The 17,390-nt window shown below is 36.0% G+C and carries 20 protein-coding genes; all 20 read right to left on the reverse strand.

All coding sequences use genetic code 11. The features are described 5' to 3' along the window. Window positions 1-14: 14 nt before the first annotated feature. The gene (locus AC3B7A_RS00575) at window positions 15-701 is read right to left on the reverse strand and encodes a hypothetical protein (protein WP_489755825.1); all 687 of its coding nucleotides are present in this window, start codon (window positions 699-701) and stop codon (window positions 15-17) included. Window position 702: 1 nt separating this feature from the next. Continuing rightward, window positions 703-3,837 (reverse strand): tape measure protein, encoded by a 3,135-nt coding sequence (locus tag AC3B7A_RS00580; RefSeq protein WP_489755826.1) that lies wholly within the window; start codon window positions 3,835-3,837, stop codon window positions 703-705. Window positions 3,838-4,042: 205 nt separating this feature from the next. Further along, window positions 4,043-4,459 (reverse strand): phage tail assembly chaperone, encoded by a 417-nt coding sequence (locus AC3B7A_RS00585; protein WP_489755827.1) that lies wholly within the window; start codon window positions 4,457-4,459, stop codon window positions 4,043-4,045. 11 nt (window positions 4,460-4,470) lie between these two features. Then, complete coding sequence (locus AC3B7A_RS00590; RefSeq protein WP_489755828.1) at window positions 4,471-4,959, reverse strand: phage tail tube protein; 489 nt, start codon at window positions 4,957-4,959, stop codon at window positions 4,471-4,473. A gap of 10 nt (window positions 4,960-4,969) precedes the next feature. Continuing rightward, window positions 4,970-6,370, reverse strand: coding sequence for a phage tail sheath C-terminal domain-containing protein (locus tag AC3B7A_RS00595; RefSeq protein WP_489755829.1), 1,401 nt, complete (start codon window positions 6,368-6,370; stop codon window positions 4,970-4,972). Then, the gene (locus AC3B7A_RS00600; protein WP_489755830.1) at window positions 6,367-6,771 is read right to left on the reverse strand and encodes a phage tail terminator family protein; all 405 of its coding nucleotides are present in this window, start codon (window positions 6,769-6,771) and stop codon (window positions 6,367-6,369) included. The genes AC3B7A_RS00595 and AC3B7A_RS00600 overlap by 4 nt, the downstream gene beginning before the upstream one ends. After that, window positions 6,768-7,217 carry an HK97 gp10 family phage protein gene (locus AC3B7A_RS00605; RefSeq protein ID WP_489755831.1) on the reverse strand — a complete coding sequence of 150 codons (450 nt, stop codon included), beginning with the start codon at window positions 7,215-7,217 and terminating at the stop codon, window positions 6,768-6,770. Before AC3B7A_RS00605 ends, AC3B7A_RS00600 begins: the two co-directional genes overlap by 4 nt. Beyond that, window positions 7,201-7,581, reverse strand: a complete 381-nt coding sequence (locus AC3B7A_RS00610; protein WP_489756507.1) for a hypothetical protein — start codon at window positions 7,579-7,581, stop codon at window positions 7,201-7,203. Before AC3B7A_RS00610 ends, AC3B7A_RS00605 begins: the two co-directional genes overlap by 17 nt. Window positions 7,582-7,583: 2 nt before the next feature. Next, window positions 7,584-7,952: a phage head-tail connector protein gene (locus AC3B7A_RS00615; protein ID WP_489755832.1), complete on the reverse strand. Its 369-nt coding sequence runs from the start codon at window positions 7,950-7,952 to the stop codon at window positions 7,584-7,586. Then, window positions 7,952-8,902 (reverse strand): capsid protein, encoded by a 951-nt coding sequence (locus AC3B7A_RS00620; RefSeq protein ID WP_489755833.1) that lies wholly within the window; start codon window positions 8,900-8,902, stop codon window positions 7,952-7,954. The genes AC3B7A_RS00615 and AC3B7A_RS00620 overlap by 1 nt, the downstream gene beginning before the upstream one ends. Next, window positions 8,902-9,453, reverse strand: coding sequence for a phage scaffolding protein (locus tag AC3B7A_RS00625; protein WP_489755834.1), 552 nt, complete (start codon window positions 9,451-9,453; stop codon window positions 8,902-8,904). Before AC3B7A_RS00625 ends, AC3B7A_RS00620 begins: the two co-directional genes overlap by 1 nt. 115 nt (window positions 9,454-9,568) lie before the next feature. Beyond that, window positions 9,569-9,898, reverse strand: a complete 330-nt coding sequence (locus AC3B7A_RS00630; protein WP_489755835.1) for a YjcQ family protein — start codon at window positions 9,896-9,898, stop codon at window positions 9,569-9,571. 5 nt (window positions 9,899-9,903) lie between these two features. Then, on the reverse strand, window positions 9,904-10,068 hold the full coding sequence (locus AC3B7A_RS00635; protein ID WP_489755836.1) for a hypothetical protein: 165 nt from the start codon (window positions 10,066-10,068) through the stop codon (window positions 9,904-9,906). After that, window positions 10,043-11,803 (reverse strand): minor capsid protein, encoded by a 1,761-nt coding sequence (locus tag AC3B7A_RS00640; RefSeq protein WP_489755837.1) that lies wholly within the window; start codon window positions 11,801-11,803, stop codon window positions 10,043-10,045. Before AC3B7A_RS00640 ends, AC3B7A_RS00635 begins: the two co-directional genes overlap by 26 nt. Next, the gene (locus tag AC3B7A_RS00645) at window positions 11,781-13,220 is read right to left on the reverse strand and encodes a phage portal protein (protein WP_489755838.1); all 1,440 of its coding nucleotides are present in this window, start codon (window positions 13,218-13,220) and stop codon (window positions 11,781-11,783) included. Before AC3B7A_RS00645 ends, AC3B7A_RS00640 begins: the two co-directional genes overlap by 23 nt. Then, window positions 13,211-14,464 carry a PBSX family phage terminase large subunit gene (locus AC3B7A_RS00650; RefSeq protein WP_489755839.1) on the reverse strand — a complete coding sequence of 418 codons (1,254 nt, stop codon included), beginning with the start codon at window positions 14,462-14,464 and terminating at the stop codon, window positions 13,211-13,213. Before AC3B7A_RS00650 ends, AC3B7A_RS00645 begins: the two co-directional genes overlap by 10 nt. Further along, the gene (locus AC3B7A_RS00655) at window positions 14,457-14,939 is read right to left on the reverse strand and encodes a phBC6A51 family helix-turn-helix protein (protein ID WP_489755840.1); all 483 of its coding nucleotides are present in this window, start codon (window positions 14,937-14,939) and stop codon (window positions 14,457-14,459) included. Before AC3B7A_RS00655 ends, AC3B7A_RS00650 begins: the two co-directional genes overlap by 8 nt. Window positions 14,940-15,005: 66 nt before the next feature. Next, window positions 15,006-16,007 carry a hypothetical protein gene (locus tag AC3B7A_RS00660; protein WP_489755841.1) on the reverse strand — a complete coding sequence of 334 codons (1,002 nt, stop codon included), beginning with the start codon at window positions 16,005-16,007 and terminating at the stop codon, window positions 15,006-15,008. Between the two features lie 22 nt (window positions 16,008-16,029). Further along, window positions 16,030-16,377, reverse strand: coding sequence for a hypothetical protein (locus AC3B7A_RS00665; RefSeq protein ID WP_489755842.1), 348 nt, complete (start codon window positions 16,375-16,377; stop codon window positions 16,030-16,032). A gap of 319 nt (window positions 16,378-16,696) precedes the next feature. After that, window positions 16,697-17,233 carry a hypothetical protein gene (locus tag AC3B7A_RS00670; RefSeq protein ID WP_489755843.1) on the reverse strand — a complete coding sequence of 179 codons (537 nt, stop codon included), beginning with the start codon at window positions 17,231-17,233 and terminating at the stop codon, window positions 16,697-16,699. Window positions 17,234-17,390 lie beyond the last annotated feature (157 nt).

The raw sequence follows: 17,390 nt of genomic DNA on the forward strand, positions 1-17,390 counted from the left end.
TTCAAATTTAGTAATCAAGCTAATCTCACATCACTTTCACGTACCCAACCACGCCAGCCACCATTTTCTAGCGTTATGTGGTAAGGATATGGATGACCGCTGGCAATGATAGAAATTTTTCGACGGGCATTTTGTTCATAATCCCCTGGTCCAGAACCATAACTATCACGGTGCAGCTGTCCGTTAACAATTACGATAGATCCAATGCCAATCTTTTTCGGTGGCGCTGCTCGTTGTTGAGCAGCTGGTTTAGCAAAATTATAATTAGCTTTCTTACTAATCTGTAACGGTTTGTACTCTTTTAAATCTAAAGTGTAAGAATATTCTTCACAGTAACTATTTTTAAAGCCATATTCCAAGCTGGAAATCGTCATATCCGCACTAAAATTAGCCAAGGCGGGAATGATTACCCGTGTTGGCTTCTTTGATTGATAAATTTTTTGTAAATAATCAATATAAGCTTTGGGATTATCCAAAAAGTAAGGATTATTTAAATAAGTTACATCATTTTCTGGAATCACACTTTCAATACTAATCGTGCGTAATTTAAACTCACCAACCCGATTGTATTCGCCAGCGTCAATAATTGTTTCACTTTTATCATCAGTTTCACCTTTTAATAAAACTTCAGTGGGATTAACAGGCAGTGGCAAACAAAAGTTTTGATCATTTGTAATATAAATAACAAATTGATTTTCCATATTAACCTCCTAAATGAGCATTAGCCAATGACAGCATCTTTTGTTCTAAAATTTCTAAAATCCGATCGGCATCTACAGTAGCATCGCCACTACTATTCAATTGAATCGCACCCTTTTCAATGGTCACGTGGGCACTATTATCATTATGAGTAGACCCAGACTGACCTCTAAAATGCGCACTAGCCAAATTCAAAGGGTCACGACTAGAGTCGGTACTGGTTTGCTCATCAATACCAATATCTGCACTAGAACCATTTAATCCATTTAGTGCCCCAGCAACCTGGTTAATTGCTCCATAAGCGCGGTTAAAACCATTCGCCAATAAATCGCCAGCTCCTAAACTACTTGTATTAAAAGAACCCAAAGTCGGTTGCATCCCTGAAGCTGCATTAACCACACCTTGAGCCATATTTGCGGAAGCTTGTGCTGCAGCACTTGCATCACGATTTAAACCATTGATTAAGCCTTGGTCAACCCAACGCCCATACTGTTTAAAGAGTTTGGATGGTGAACCAATATGCAAAATACTTTTAGCCTTATTGACCACTGCACTGGCTAATTTACCAACTGCGGAAATTGCACCACCAATCATTGAACTAATCCCGTTAATTAAGCCTTGAATTAATTGCTTACCAGTGCTAACTAATGAACTGCCAAAACTTTTAGCCGCATTAACTGCGCTTTGAACGCCATTACGAACCCCATTAACAACACCACGCATTGCATTCACAATTGCATTAACCATCATCGTGCTAGCAGTGATAAAGGCCGTTACTAACATAATAACCGCCACCGACACCATCATTAAACCAGCCGATACAAGCATTAAAGCAGCAGCAACAATTAACAACCCAGCACCAAGAATTATTGCAGCAACGCCAAGTAATAAAGCACCAACTGCCGCAATCATCATCATTGGCGCCGCTAAAATTAAAGCTACTGCTAATAGCATTAAGCCAATGGCAGCAATTATAGCAACCGCCGCAATTAAGACTAAACCAACACCCATTAATAAAATGCCAACTGATGCTACAATTGCAAAAACTGCAATTAACATAATAGCAACTGCTAATAACATGACGCCAACTGATGCCACGATCGCACCAATGCCAACAATTAATAATGCTGCACCGAACAAAATCGCCCCAACGGCGGCAATTACTAATCCTACTGCTAATAGCACTAAGCCAATGGCTAATGCTACTAAGCCCACCATAGCAATTAAAGCAGCAAAACCAAAGACAGCAATTGCTACTGCTAATAACAAAATATTTAATGCTGCCATAGCTCCATATTGGGCAATATTTGGTAATTGAGTAGCTAATAAAGTTAATCCTAAAGAAGCTAATAATAAACCGGCACCTAAAAGTAATGCCGCTATTCCTAGTGCTAAAACACCGACTGAAGCTGTATCCAAGGGGCCAGCTAAAGCAGCTACTACGCCTAAGACAACAATAATAGCAATTCCAACACCTAACAAAATCCCTGCCGCACTGGATCCACTATCAGCAATCAGTTTAATTCCCACTCCTAATAAGGCAAATCCTGCTCCAGCCATCAATGCCGCGGCACCAATTTTAACTAAGGCACCACCCATCTGTAATAAACCACCAGTCGCTTTACCTGTTTCCGGAACTTCTGGTGTCTTAGGGGCTGCCGGTATTGGTGTTTTTTTACCCAAAATACCTTTTAGACTACCTAAACCGGATTTCATTTTAGAAAATATTTTTAATCCGCCCAATTTGGACTTCAAACTACTAAACACTTTTAATCCACCAAAAATATTATTCAGAAAGCTTAGCCCTTTCATTAACATAAAAGCATTTGCTAAAACTGTTAATGCGGTAGCTAAAGCCTTAATTTGACCAGGATCTATTTTACCAATTTGTTTAAGTCCCCAAACAATCGCCGTTAAAACTAATCCTTTAGTACCAGCTTTTAATGCTATAAATGCAGCACCCAGCAATTTTATAGTATTAGGATTCATTTGTGATACTGCTCGTGCTAGATTAGATATTCCACTAGCTAAGCTACCAATAAAGTTACTAGTACCTTTGCCTAATCCTTGTAACGATTTACCAATATTTTTGCCAGCTAACGATTTAAATAAATCTTCAGCACTTGTTTGCAATGCTTTGAACATCACTGGCACAAAAACTCCAGCACTACCTTTGGAAAATCCACTAGTAAAATCTGACCAAGCTTTTTGAACATTTTTGATAGTACCTAATAAATTATTAGCAAAACCACTGAAATCCATGCTACCAAGCTTATCTGATAAACTGCTCAAAGCTTGAATCCCAACTTGACTCAGCTTGGCAAATTGCGGTTGAACTTTATTAGCAATCGTTTCTTTTAAACCATCCATGGCTTGACCAACAGTTTTATATTGCGTCGCCATTTTAGTAAAGTTAGCATTAGTCCCCGTTTTAGCAATTGCATTTAAGAAATCTTCGGTTTTAATTTTGCCATCTTGAACATTCTGTACTAACTGTTTCGTACTCATGCCCATCGTTTTTGCAACGGCGGCCATCCCAGCTGGTGTTTGTTCCAACATTAACTTGAAATCCTGCCATTGCACCATTGGTTTGGAAGCCATTTGTGTAGCTTGTTCACTTAAGGTTTTCATAGCTTGTTTAGGATCATTCGCTGCTGCAGCTAAGCCACCAAAACCTTTAACCAACTGCCCAGTATTTTTGGTGCCAACTGCTGCCAACTGACTATAGGTTGAGGCCATATCAGAAGCCGAATAGATAGTTTGTTGCGCATACTTTTGCATAGATTTTTTAGCTACAGCAATTTGAGCAGGACTTTTACCAAGTTGGCGCATATTTCCTTCAAACGTTGACCATGCTACAGTCGCTTCATTTAATTCTCCGACAAATGAACGAACACCATTAGCTGCTAGACTTGTAGCTGAGCTAATCATACCGCCAAAAGCAGAACCAGCTATCAAACCTTTTAGTCCTAAAGTGGCAGAATGCGCACCCTGATTCATGGAATTAAAACCACCATTATTCAATGCATCTTTTAAACGCCCCATCATTGACGCGCTTCGTTGCACGCCAGAATTGAACTTGCTCAAAGTATTACTGAAGGCATCATTGATTCGTAAAGTATTGCTAATGGTTGTCATATTTTCCTCCTTTCTTAAATGTGTTTAGACCGTGCTTTGCGTTTAGCCTCACGTTCTTGTTTCTGTTCTTCTTTTTGGCGGACTTCAATAGAAGCAACAACTAGCGCTTTTGCTTTCATTGATAAGTCAGCAAATTGGCTTGGAGTCCAATGATATTCATTTAACACATAATGGTAAATACCAAAATCACCATCAGACTCTTCAATTAGTTTTTTGCTTGTTCAACGTAATTCTTCATATCTTCAACGTCAAAGCCAGAAAGTTCTTGAATTTCTTGCCCCAAATCGGTATATTGGCCAGCATTCAACATTTTCTTTAAAACACCTGCTGGATCTGCAACACAGCCCCAAGATTTTTGTAATTTTTCGTTGTTTAAATCAGGCTGCACAACTGCATTAGCCATCATTAAATCAACTAATTTCTCTTGATCAGTTTCTTGCATCCGCTGATGTGTTTTTTTGTTAACGAAACTTCTTGTTGCCTGTTTTTGTAAATCATTAAATTCATCAGCTGATAAAGAACGGATAATAAAAGGGCTCTTAAAGCCCTTAATTTTCACATTCTTTGTTTCTACTTCTTTTTTAACGTTTTCTGCTAAGAAATCTTCTACATTATAAGCCATCTATTATTCTCCTATAAATCAAATCCAGTAAAAGGTGTTACTAAACTAACTTGTTCAAAAGTAAAATCAGATTCCCAATCCATTACGCCGTCATCAGCTTCAAAATCAGCAAACGGTACATCATCTAAATTAACTTCGCCAAAGTGCAAGGTTTGAGTTCCTGCTCGACTAGTAGGATCGTTAATTGTCATTGTAATTTCAAAATAAAGGTCCTTACCGCCTTGAATATAAGGCAATGCGTACTTAGTCCAATTAGAACTAATTAAATAACCGCCTAAAGTCCCAGTTCCTTCAACTGAGGTAACTTTCTTATGTTTCCAGCGACTACCCAAGGTTTGAACATCTTCCTTATTCTTTTCCAACTTGGCACTGAACTTTTTACATTCAATTAACGGAATAACTTGATTATTAATTGTTACATAAACTTTTGCATCCTTAGTTGAAATCGTATCACGACCATTTAAAAAACTTCCTACAGTACTTACTGTTTCATCTGCCATATTCTTCCTCCTAACCGACAACCATTGTCATATAAAGTTTTTCCATTGAGTCTAACGGTTTAATTGCTAAATTAACTAAAATTGAATCAATTTCATTACCTGGCTCCACCGAAATATCTGCAGCATTAAAACCATCAATCACTTGTGCATCAGCTAAACCTTGCAAGTAACTGACCCGATTGGCTTTAAATAAATCGCGACCTTCACTATTATTGGATACTTTGCCAATAAACATTTGTTCAAAGACCTGTTCAGTATTGGTAACAATAGCGTCCATGGCACGAACTACTCGGTTTTTAGTAAAAGCTTGTGGTTTTTCATCTGTGATTCCAGTAAGCGAATTAATATCTTGCTCAATTACTACTGAATCATTACGTTTGGTAGTAAAAACAATTTGACCAGCTTCTAACGCCTGAATTGTTTTATCATTATTTAATTTAGGATAAGAACTGATCGCATCTGGATATTCCACATAAGTTAATGACTTTGCAGCATCAGCCGCACTAGAAGCTCCAGCAAAGTAACCAGCAGCAATCGTTGCTGGCAATTGTGTACCGTCACCTAAAACTACACCATTGGCTACTTGAGAAATACCTTCATAATTAACTTTTGCAGAAATTACTGGAATGACTCCACGAACCTTAATGCCGTCATCTTCACGTAAATGCTTAATCTCTTCGACTAACTGTTGGTGAATAGGATTATCTACTGCAAAACCAGCGGTGGTTGCCACATCATATTCTTCCGTTTCTAATGCATCATTTAATAAATCAGTCACTGCTACTGGTGTAGAACTTCCACCAGTTAAATCTGCTGTAACATCGTGGTCCAAGTTTGCTAATAATCCACCAGTTTTAACTGGTGGTTCAGTTTCTGGTTCTTGTGGTAAGTCCTGTACTTCAGGTTGTGGTGTAGTGGTCAGCTGAACTTGGATATAATCATTAGAAACCAATTGTTCTGGCTGATCTACATTAATTACTTGCTGATCAACAATCTCAGTACCGAAAATAGTAGAAACCGTTCCTTGTTTACCATCAGCAGACTTTTCTACAGCAACATGTAAGTCATTGCCTTTAGTACCTGGATATTGAGCTGTAAATCTCCATGGCAAAGCTACATCGCTACTCGTTGCTTTTTGACCATCATTATTATTTAGTAATAAGACAGTATCAGCACCTTTGAATACTTCATGTAAGACCTGTAATTCTGGTTCATCTAATCCATGACCTAGTAAAGCTTTAAAATCTGAATCATGCGTTAATTTAATGACACCTTTTTTACCCCAATTTAATTGATTACTGATTGGTAAGAAAGTTCGACCTAAATCAGTATTAACGGTTCCATTACCCTTGCCAACAACATTAATATAAGCACCCGGACGGCGCTTGTTTTGCGTTTTCCAAACTGTCATTTGAGACTTCCTTTCATTTGTTCGTTATTCATCATTGTTACTTGGTTCTGTGGATAGAATCGACCCCAAACTTCAAACTTATAAATCAAAGTATCATCAGCTTGTTGCGTTAGTTCTTTATTGCGCAATGGTGCATAGTCCTTTAACTCCAATAAATTACTCAACAAGATATCTTCTACTAACTCCATATCGGTCTTGGGACTTTCTGGATTAGGAAAATAAATCACCTGGTAAACATAGTGGCGCATTTGACGAGCAAAGACTTCTGCAACTGCTGTAGTCGTAATTTTTTCAATAAAAAAAGATGGTTCTTTAAAACCACCCGTTTGATTCTCAGTATAAATTGGTGTTTGAGGAAAAATCCGTGCTAATTCATCAGCAATTCGTTCAATAATTGTCATTCCATTAACTCCTTGAGAACGCCATAAAAGACTGGTGTAATTAATTGGGGAATCTGACCACTGACCTGCTGTGTTGCTTTTTCTAGCATATGCTTCCCTGGTACCCAACTAGCTTTTAATCTTTTACCAATTGCTGGTACATAACGTCCTGGTGTTTGACGATGACCATTCTCCACAAATGACGCATACTCAGTATTATTTATCAATTCAATAGCAATCATTGTTCCTGTAATTGTTGGTCCTTTCAAATACCAATTGCGCCGTAAGGTGCCACTTTTTACTGGTGTTAAATTTTTAGAAGCCCGTTGATATTGCACCCCAACTTGCTTCACACTTTGATTTAACTCACGCTTTAATCGCCCACCATTGACAAAACTCTGCACATGTTGGGCAAACTCTTGAAATTGAGCATCATCAACATCACCAAAACTACTCAACTGATTCACTCGCTTTCTCATCACGGACCATCGCAATTTCTTGGTGACTAACGTAGCCAGTATAGCCCTTACTAGCGCGCTTATACTGAGTCGTTTGACCATTGACGTCTGTAACTGTAATTGTAGCTCCCGCGGGAATTTTAATATCATTGCGAATTAGTAACTCGGCATCATATTCATCAGTGCCAAAAAATGATTGCTCACTAGCTTTTTGACCCTTCAAAATTACCTTGGCTGGTTCATTTTCGACAATCAAAGCAGGTACATTGTTAGTGATATGGTGTTCATTAGTTACTGACTTGACGCCGTAAATTGTAACTTTATCAGTCCACAACATTGGAGCTGTTGTTTTCAAGCGATTAAAACTACTAATCATTATCTTAACCTCCGAAACTGATTTAATTGACTAACAAAATCATCAGTAACTGCGTTCAATTGTTGAATTTTTTCATACAAGTCAGCTGGCGACGTAAAACTAACTGATACATCGCCCTCAGAGATCGAATTAACACCACTATCTTGCGAATTGTTTACCCAATTATGGGATTGAATTAACTGAATACACATGGCTATCAGCGTTGGATCTAGTTCAACCGGTAAATCTTCAATTGGAATGTTGCAATAATTAGCTACATCTTGAATAACCTTGGTTAAACTAAATTCTAAAGTGGGATCTTCAGTTGGCGACTGTAATAATTTGTTAATTTGCTCCTTTAAAATATCAAACCTTTTAAATTCACTCATTATTTAGAACTCTTTGCTGCTTTAGACTCTGGTGCCGGAGTAGTTGGTGTTTTATCACTAACTACAAATTGAATACCAGCAGTTTTCGTGTTAAGCAATAATACATCATCATATGATTGTTCATAGTACAAATAATTCCCACTCGTGGCAGCGGTTGGTGAATCAAAACCAGCAAACGTGTATTTCTCTGGAGCAACTTGCACGCCATTGTAAATTAACATCATTTCAATCTGCTGTGCATCATCTAACGGTTTAGCGCCAATAGTAAAGTCGTACTTAGTCTGCATTAAATCAGATGGAATGATCACAATTGTGACGTCATCTAAACTATAAACTGTCCGTTGAATAGTATTAGCATCTTTCAAAACTAACGCCCGATTCATAGCTTCAGCACGTTTTAAAATCGCATTTACTTTTGGAGTTACATATAAAATTCGATTTTGATTAGGAATTCGTGCTTCATCAAAATCAACCATCATGTTATCAAAAGCTTCTAAAATGTTCTTTTCATCTAAAGCGTCCGTTGTAATGCCCTGACCACCATCTTTAGTTTGCTTTTCCTGGAACAGTTTGCTAAACATATAGCGGTCTTTTTCAGGCATCTTTTCGTCTAAATTAAATTGCTTAGTAATATTAGCCATAGAGACGACTTGGTTAGTTTCATCAACGTCTGATGGATCGACTAAAGTTGACCAGTACCGTTCATTCTTAATTTCGTAAGTGTCCCAGTCATTACTATAGTTCGGTGTAATTGGTGTAATCGTCCGCCGAGAACGGTCTTTTCGTCCTTCTAAAATACTTAATTTAGGCAATTTGATATGCTTAGCACCATCAAATTTAATTAAACTATTCGATGGTGACTGCCATAAAGCACTGGAATATAAATGTCCATCATAGAAACTTTCTTGCACCGCCTGTTGGTAGGCTTCTGCATAATTAATTGTTGCCATTATTTACCTTCTCCTTTAAAAATATTTGTCATTTCTGCCACTGGATCAGGGTCACCACCCTGAGCACCGCCTTTCGGGTCGTATGGCTCCTTTGTACCCTGGTCAAATAAATAGCCATCAGATTTTTGTAATGAAGCAAGTTGATCATTTAAACCTTCAAGCTCACCCTTATCATTTAACTTGACACGGTCCATATCTAACAATGCTTTGGCAGCCTTAGTGTTGCGAACTTTAGCTCCTGTTAATGCAGTGTCAATAGCGCTATTAAGCTTAGTCTGTGTTAACTCTTTAGTTAAATTATCAGTGTCTTGTTTGTACTTATCTTGTAAGTCCTTGTACCGATTGGATAACTCTTCATTATCGCCAGCCTGTTTCTTCAGACCTTTTAAATCCTTGTCACGTTCTTGAATTTGCGTTTTCAAAGATTCGTTAGTTTGTTGCAATTCGGCATTGTCTGACTTAGATTTCTCTACATCTGCTCCATGCAACGCCATAACCTTATCAACTTGTTCATCATTCAAACCTAATGTTTGTAATTCTTCACGTTTCATTAATACTCATCCTCTCTCGCAATATTTTACGTGGGGCGACCACAATCAAGGGTATAAAAAATAAGCCTTTTTACGCCATGCTCAGGGCAAAATAAAAGACAGCCATTTCAGCTATCTAAATTCCAGGAATAATTCCTTTAATATCTTTTAATGTATTTTTGACACGTTCCATCATTGAATTACTGAATAGATATTCAATGCCTCTTGGTGTAATTTGAACATTGTCGTACTTAATAGACTTACTGCCTAAAGTATTAATAAAATTAACACCTGTAATATAGCCATCACTGGTCATGTTAGTCAAAATGTAATTCCAATATTGATCGTTGTATTGACTAGCAATGTCATTCAATTCTTCAATTGAAATTTGCTTACCTTGTTTCAAGTAATCGTACAATCGTCTCAACAGCATGTACATAATTACGAAATAATCGTCTTTAGCCATATTAATTAAGCCTCTGTAATTATTCCGTTTTTATCTGGTTTGTTAAATTCATCCATTTGTTTCATATAGCTATCAAATTCATCCTTAGCCCATTGCGGAGCTTTGGGATCAATTACAACACCATCATCAGTATCAATCCAGTAATCATATCCCTTGGGTCTTACCATCATTATTCAAGACCTCCAATGCCATTTTTTCAAAATACTTTTTAAATTCTTGAGCTTGCTTTCCTGGAGTAGGTCCATAAGCTTCTGCCATAATTTCAGCAAACGGTTCACTATAATCACGTAATTTAACTAAGCTACGTTCAGCATAATCACCAATAGAAGAAATGTCAATTGCTTTACCATCCAGTTTCATTTGATTAAATACTCTCGTTGAAAAACTGGTATCAATAATTTTAGATAATTGTCCATCAATATGGTGAGAAAATTCATGCAACATAACATGATTGGCATCACGATTATTTGAAAACCAATGACTATCAACTGAGTCATCGACCATCTTTTTAAGACCTGCATCATTTTTAAACCATTTGACGTTTAATCCAAACTCTACTGGTTCTCCAGTTAACGTATAACTAGAATACCAAGCTATCGCATTTCCCATCTTAGAAGCAGGATAAGCTTTTAAGACTGGAATTTTATCAGGAAAAACATTATACAAATCTTCAAACTGACCAATAGTCTTAATAGTTTCTCGTAAAGCAGTTTTAGATAATTTAGTTCGGCTAGTTTCTTCTAATTGCATTCCAAAATGATTACTAATGTAATCACGCATTTCAGACTCACTAGCATGGTCTAAATTAAGTCCCGTAAATGGTTTTGGTCGTAAAGTAGCAGCAGTATATTTAGAATTCAAACTTGGCTTATTAGAATCAAGATAAAATGTTTGCCATTCATCAAAACTCAATTGATCTATAGACTTACCTTTACCCGTCTCAGGGTCACGCATCCAGCGTTGATCCAAATCAGGTAAGCCTTTGATATACGGCATAGTTGTGCAGCGACAATAAGGGTGAATTAATGGATAATTAATGCCGTCTTTTTCATCCTTAACGTCAAATATCTTGCCATCTAAGTGTGCACATTCTTCACACGTATGTGATTCAAGCGTTGCTAGATACTCATATTGGTCAATACCTGATTCTTGGTAAGCTTTAGCAGTTGCCTGCTCTGCTAAGTGCCCCATTTCAGTAATTACTAAACGATGAATTTGGTTATCTTCAACATTCTTTAAACGTTGACGAAACATTTTAAAAATTCGTTGTTCTGAATATCCTAAAACCGTCCCACGTAACAGTGCATCGACTAACTGATTAGGTAAAACTTCGGTGTAATTCTTCCAAATTCGTTTTGAAAAATTTGAACCTTGCCATGGCTTATTAACTATTTGTTTCAATTGATTTTCATTAAATCTGGCAAAGTTACTACTTAATTTAGCTTGCTGCACTTGTGTGTTAAAAATTGTATGCATGTAGGTATCTTGAAATTGATTTTTTAAACCAGCTTCAAAATGATTAGCTTCACTTGGCTCAGATTGTTTCAGTAAATTTGTTAATTGGTCATTGATATTTTGTAAACGAGACAACCGACTTTTAAAATACTCAGCATCTAACTCTTTATCAAAACCACCTTGCTTAGCTTTAGATTCAAATTCATCTAGCGTCATATGCCAATCAGTAGTACCAATTGTATTCAAAATTTTACTAGCATCTTCAATATTAGTATTTTGATTATTTGCATAGCGCTGTAGCCAATAATGAACTTCTTTTTCTAAATTCTGTTCAACTAACTGTAATCTGGCCTGCAACGCAGCTTCGTATTCAGTTGTGTTATTTAACTGTCGGTCTTTTTCCTGCAAATAACGTTTTTGCCAGTAATTAAGTTGATTCTTCGTCATCATCGTCACCGCCAGTATCGTTCAAAGCATCAGGATTACCAAAGCTATCATTGCGATTTTTTAAATCTTTCTGCTGGTCTTCTAATTCCTGCTGCCAATCTTCAACTAGTGGATTAGCCTTGGCAATTGCCTCCTTACTTGTCCAGTTAGCTAACTGACTAACTACTTGCGCTCGTTCAACATCATTTTGAATAGCGGTTCTGGTCCAAGTCTGGTTGATTGAACGACTATCAGCATCTGTAACATGCAACCAATTCATAATAGCTCTTACTAATTCAGTTAACGCATCTCTAAAGTAAGCTTCAGTCTTTGCAGCTTTTAATTCCAAGTGTGAATACAGCATCTTAATCGCAGTACCCGTTGCGTTATTAGTTTCAAAATCAGTCGGATCAATACCTTGAGCGTGAACAAAGATATTAGTCTTAGTGGTTTCTAGCATCGAATTACGGGCTTCAGTGGGAATTTCAATCGTTAACTGATCCATGCCCGATTCATCGCCTGGTCCTAAAGCATTAAACTTAACTGCTTTGTCTTTGCGCAATGACTCCATAAACTCATTTAAATCTTGACCACCATAATTTTTTAAAATAAAAATGACCTGTTGGATGTCATCCAGGTCATTTACATAGCCGTTATATACTTTATCGTAAACATCAATTAAGCCTTTGTATTTAAACAAATCAGGTTGCTGCTCTTTATTTTTAGGAAAGGCGATAAATGGTATTCGACCAAGTCCGTGTGCAAATACGTTTGACTGACCAGTTTCTTCACCAGTAGCCACATCATAAATTGTAAAGCGGTCATTAATTGGCGCTAAATCATAGTAATTATTACTTGCTGATTTAAAAACGGTCAACGTGGTATCAGTCCAATATTCATGAATAGAATAATTCTTAGCAGTATCAGGATCTAAGCTTTGATAAGTTCGACGCAAAGCAATCAACTTCCGATTCAAATCCGTCGAATAAATTGCTGTGATTTGACCAGGTGGAACAATCGCATATCGAAATTGGTCACTGTCATCGATCCAATAATGCAACCAGGCCACACCAGCATTTGCTGCATCAACTACTAACTCATTCAAGCGCAAAGCAAAGTTATCGCCTAAAGTGTCAGTAATTTGTTCATTTAATTTGTCGTCATCAACGTCAATTGTTGGCGGTTTAGTTGCTAGATAACCTGCTTCTTGGTCGACTAACAATTGATGAAAGTTAGAACTAACCCGATTATCAGCATTTCGTAATGGATTTTTGCTACTAGTTTCTTCGTCTTTGTCCTTAGTAATTGATTTGCCTTGATTTTTCAAAGTAATATCATTTTTATTCAAATAATAGCGTTTAGAAATATCGTACTTATTTAAAAAGTTATTACGTCGCTGGTCGGTATTCCTGAGCAGTTTCTGCATCTGCTTTACTTCCACGGTTGCCATCCTCCTTTCCGCGTTAAGTTCTCTAGCGCATATCTTGTGGCGTCCATCGTATGGTCATTGCCGTCAGGATAGCCTGATTTGTAATTACCGTTTAAATCCAGATCAAATTCATAACTGGTAAATTCCCGCCAAGCATTTGGGCAGCGAACTGGGTCAATAATAATTTCTCGTAAATCTTCCAGCCACTTATAACCATGGTCACGTGAACCTTGACCCTTGCGCGCACCGTAAATATTCAATCCTAAATCGCGATATTCGGCGATTGTCCCAGGAGAAGCAGAATCAGCAGTCACAGGTTCATTTAACGGATTAAGTTGTTTAATCTGTTGCACCGCTTCACGATTCTTGAGACCGACTTGGTAGATTTCGTTGTAAATAAAAATCCGCCTTCTGGCGGAATCCCAATAAATATTTACATAAGCCGTTGGATCGTGGGCAAAGCCAAAATCCAACCCATGATAAACCTTGTCAAAACTATTAATTTCTTCATCACTGATTTCACGGGTCGTAATGTTATTAAACACTTCCGCACCCGTACCAGTTACTTCACCAAGGTATTCATGCCGATAAGCTTTCTCATTGTCCTTTTTCAGCTGCTCAGCATCAGCCAAGAACTCAATACCTAACCACTGCTTAGGAACTGAGCGATAATCAGATAAATTAACCAACGTATCATCACGCATCTGTTCAGTATCGACCGCTTGATTGACCCAGTTAGATTGCCTTGCCGGTGGGTTGTATGAATAAAACGTAATAATGCCTGAACCACCACGACCTAACGATTGATTAATCGACCGAATCTCTTCCATACCTTTGAACTCAGTAACTTCTTCAAAATGCTTGAATTTAGTGTAACCCTGCCGAAATGTCTGTGATTTAATCTTGCGTGGGTCGTCGGCACCTTTGAACCTAATTTGTTGGCCAGTCGGTCGAAACGTTAACTGCATTGGACTAACCGACGATTGCCAGTAATCATTAACTTTCAGGAGGTCAATTGCCCACATATATTGTTCAAAGACCGAATCACGCAACGTATTGGCAACTTTTCGAAGCACAATCGCATTGGCGTCTTTATCTTGCATAATGCCGAGCACAATCATAATACTAATAAAGGAGGACTTGGTTGAACCACGCCCTCCTTTTAGCCAGTAATTTGAATGTTTGCGATTGTGAATATCCCAGAACATACTGTAAAACGCCGGTGAAACATTATCTTTTAGACTTACTTCAACCATCCGTTCCCTCCCTTGATGGAATATTAAAATTGATATCAATTGCAGCGTCATTTGAATCGTCTGATTCTAATTGGTCAGCTTGATGCTCAGAAATGCGTGCTTCAGCAAGTGCTTTACGAACCTTTGCTTTATCTAAATCAGGCGAACCATTGTCCGAAAATAATCCTGCTCGCTTAAAGACAGTTTGAATAGCTTGAAGTTTAACCATCTCTGATTTACCATGCTTGATTAATTTAATTAACTCTTTAACGGAGTCTGGCAAAGCCTCGTCTAATTGAGAAATACTATATTCACGTTGAGCTTCAATAAATAATGGATCGTTCTTCCACTTAGCCAAAGTCCTACGACTACGATTCACTTGTTTAGCAATTTCTTCATCGGTCAAGGTATCTTCAAACAGCAGCTTAACTGCTTTTTTGCGGTCACTGTTCAAGCTATGAAAAGCCTTGTTTTGTGAATTTTTGTGTACTGTCACGTCATCTCACCACACCTCCTAATTTTGGGTATAAAAATAGCACTCATAATTGAGTGCTAAAAAACATTAAAAATCTAAATCATATAAATTAATTAATTTGTTGACCAAATCTTTAGCCAACTCTTTTTTAAAACCTTCAAAATTTTCTGAAAAATCTTGACTATCTTGATTGAATTTATCAAAAATATCAGGAATGATTATTGAGCATAAATACACAATAACTTGACAACTATGCAATGCTGCTTGACCATTATTATATTCACAGACTTCTTTATCAATAATTGATTTTCTAGCATCAATTAGTACATTGCCATTAATAGAATAGAAAAAAGTAATATCTGATCCGTAATAACTAAGTTCCACTTTAGCAGATGTTAATTCAGAATTAAAACATAAAACTGCTTTAGTTACACTAAGGGTGGAAACCTGTGGAGAACGTCCCGTTAATGTATTATCAGCATCATTTTTTAAAACATTTCCTTCAAAGCCAAATATTCCTTGCAATATAATATCTGGACAATCATCGTTATATGATAAAATCTTCTTATTAGTCATTTTTCTCCAAAATAACCAATCAATAACATTCTGAGTCGTTGACAAAGGATTAATTGTAAGGTCTATATTAGAATTATTAATCAGAAGCTTAATTTTATCCAGACACACTTCATTACTTGTAACAACAATACAGTATACAGAATCAGATTTACAATAAAATATAACAGGAATAGGTCCGTAAATCCCTGTTCTTTCTCCTTTTTCTAATAATTTATTCTTATTATGATCGGAATATATATTATTTTTTCGATGTTCTATATCAGCACTCCAAACTTCAAATTCCACATTTTTAAATTTTCCATTTAATTTAAATCTTTCAAAGTCTTTGTTCCAAGTATATTTATTACAATATTCATCATCGTTATAGTCAATCTCACTTGGAAACCCTTGTCTTACTTTTATGGGTTCTGAGTAATAATTAGGAATTTTATCCAAACTGTCTAAACAATTAAAATCTGAAGATAGTTTAAAAATAGTAGCTAATTGATTACTTTTAATAGGTTCTTCTATCATTATAGAAATCCTTTCCACCATTCTATTTTATTTTAAAAACAAATTCTGAACCAGATAAATCAAAAAGTTTATTAATACAGAAAGGTTTATTGATTTTTGGAATCAATAAACCAATATTATAAAATAACTTTATATCCCGACAATATCCGTCTGTAATTAAAGTATTAAAACAAAATTCATATTTATGTGATGTATCTATATGACTTTGAGGATGATAAAAACATTCGCAAAAAATATTATTGCCAGTAACTTTAAGTCTTTTAAACGTATTATTATGACCAAAAGGCAACTTACCAAAATTTATAGAATCCTCAGGACTAGAACAAATTATTATCTTAGCTCCTAAAAAACTTAATAATTTAAAAAGCAATAATTTTTGAATTTTAATACTAACCTTAACTGATATAGTATATTGATTAGAGTTTGTGGGGTCATAATCTTCTACATTAATGGATTTTTTTCATTCTCATATAAAAAATTAACATCTATTCTAGCAATTTTGTTGCTAAAAACAAAGCTCGCTATCCATCGTATCATCATATCCATCAAGGCAATAATAGCAGTAGTTACCATAGAAATAGCTTCACTACTAAGGTGAAGTCTCCCCTTAACAAAACCATTAATCAAATCATAAAATAATATGATGATAATGATATAAATACATTTAAAAAAAAGCTTACAAAAAAATTTCATGAATCATAGTCCTGTGATTTGGAGTAAGCTACCCTTATTTTTTCCAAGTAAAAATTAAAATTATTAGAAGACTTTTTAAGATCAACTTTTATTGTTCCATTTTTATATACAGTTATTCTTTCTTTTCTTTCATTAAAAAACAAAACATCATTCACTGATATTTTACAATTATAAAAGAATTCGTAAAAATTATCTATTTCATCAAAATTAATTTCACAATAATCATCTATATTTTTTTGATTACCAAATGAGTCTATAAAGTCAACGTCTTTAACACTAAAGTTAATCTTTTTAAGTTCTCTGGAAATATATGCAAACTGTAAATTAGAGATCACAAAAAAAGATCCTTTGCTACGTTTTAGTTTATCTATTAAACCATCTTTAATATGAACTTTATAATCTTCAGGTTCATAATCTATAGCCACCATATTTTTAGATACCTCAGATATACAATTATCATTTTTTTCTTTAGCCAAAAAACGTTTTTTATTCAAACAATCAGGAAATACTATAGGTTTAACCACAGCTTGCATATAAAATCTCACCACTCTTCTATTACTGGTAAAACCAGTAGACCTTAACTTCAATAAACACTATACATAATATAACATTGTTGAAAAAGAAAAACTTGAAAGTAGCAAAATTTAATCACAATTTATCAAAAACTTCCTAAATTATTTACACTACCAT

It is taken from the genome of Bombilactobacillus sp. ESL1202, from assembly GCF_058107125.1.